Source organism: Mesorhizobium sp. M7A.F.Ca.CA.004.04.2.1, from assembly GCF_004022825.1.
Classification (GTDB): domain Bacteria; phylum Pseudomonadota; class Alphaproteobacteria; order Rhizobiales; family Rhizobiaceae; genus Mesorhizobium.
The window spans coordinates 1-1,506 of the sequence record NZ_RZPH01001256.1 but is presented as its reverse complement, the minus strand read 5'-3'; the positions used below and the strand labels follow the sequence as shown (position 1 = coordinate 1,506).

Here is a 1,506-nt window from a genome sequence, read left to right as displayed (position 1 = left end):
CTCCCCCCTTGAGGGGGAGATGTCCGGCAGGACAGAGGGGGGCGCCTCGCGCCGACAGGCTGGAGGGACAGCGCCCCCCTCTGTCGCCTCCGGCGACATCTCCCCCTCTAGGGGGGAGATTGGGCGCTCTTCGGCCGAAACCCGCGCCACCGTAAACATCTGCTGCGTCGGCGACGACGATCAGTCGATCTATGGCTGGCGCGGTGCCGAGATCGACAACATCCTGCGCTTCGACAAGGATTTTCCCGGCGCCACCATCATCCGGCTGGAGCGCAACTACCGCTCGACCGCGCACATCCTTGGCGCGGCCTCCCACCTCATCGCCCACAATGAGGGCCGCTTCGGCAAGACGCTGTTCACCGACCGGAACGATCCGGAGGACGGCAAGGTGCATGTCCACGCCGCCTGGGATTCCGAGGAAGAAGCGCGCGCCGTCGGCGATACCATCGAGACCTACCAGCGGCAAAAGCACAATCTCAACGACATGGCGATCCTGGTCCGCGCGTCCTTCCAGATGCGCGAATTCGAGGACCGTTTCGTCACACTCGGCCTCAACTACCGCGTCATCGGCGGCCCGCGCTTCTACGAGCGCATGGAAATCCGCGATGCGCTGGCCTTCTTCCGTGTCGTCGCCCAAGGCGCCGACGACCTCGCCTTCGAGCGCATCGTCAATGTGCCGAAGCGCGGCCTTGGCGAAGCCACCATCCGCCAGATCCACGACACCGCGCGTGCGCTGCGCATCCCGATGCTGGAGGCCGCCGCCAAGCTGGCCGAAAGCGACGAGTTGAAGCCGAAGCCGCGCGCTGCCTTGCGCGAGGTGTCGGCCAATTTCGAGCGCTGGCAAAAGGCGCTGGAAACCACGCCGCACACCGAGCTCGCCGAGACCATCTTGGAAGAGAGCGGCTACACCGACATGTGGAAAAACGACCGCTCGGTCGAAGCCCCCGGCCGGCTGGAGAATTTGAAAGAGCTGATCCGTTCGATGGAGGAGTACGAATCGCTGCGCTCCTTCCTTGAGCATGTCGCACTCGTCATGGACGCCGAGCAGAATGCCGGGCTCGACGCCGTCTCGATCATGACGCTGCATTCGGCCAAGGGCCTCGAATTCGAGACCGTCTTCCTGCCCGGCTGGGAGGAAGGCCTGTTCCCGCACCAGCGTGCGCTGGATGAAGGCGGCCGCTCCGGGCTGGAGGAAGAGCGCCGCCTTGCCTATGTCGGCCTGACTCGTGCCAAGAAGAACCTGCATCTTTGGTTCGTCTCCAACCGCCGCATCCACGGCCTGTGGCAGTCGACCATCCCGTCACGCTTCCTCGACGAACTGCCGGAAGCCCATGTCGAAGTCGCCGAAAGCGGTAACTCCTATGGCGGCTACGGCAATTCCTATGGCGGCGGTTCTTTTGCCTCCGGTCGCGGCGGCCAGGGCGCGGGACGGCAAAACCCCTATGGCGCCTCGCGCTTCGACAATGTCGGCGCCGATACCGAAAAATCCGGCGCCTTCTCCAACAC

At 64.7% G+C, this 1,506-nt stretch carries 1 protein-coding gene; it reads left to right on the top strand.

Translation table 11 applies throughout. The features are described 5' to 3' along the window. A partial coding sequence (locus tag EN893_RS33590) for a 3'-5' exonuclease (protein WP_245490951.1) occupies positions 1-1,506 on the top strand: 1,506 nt, incomplete at both ends.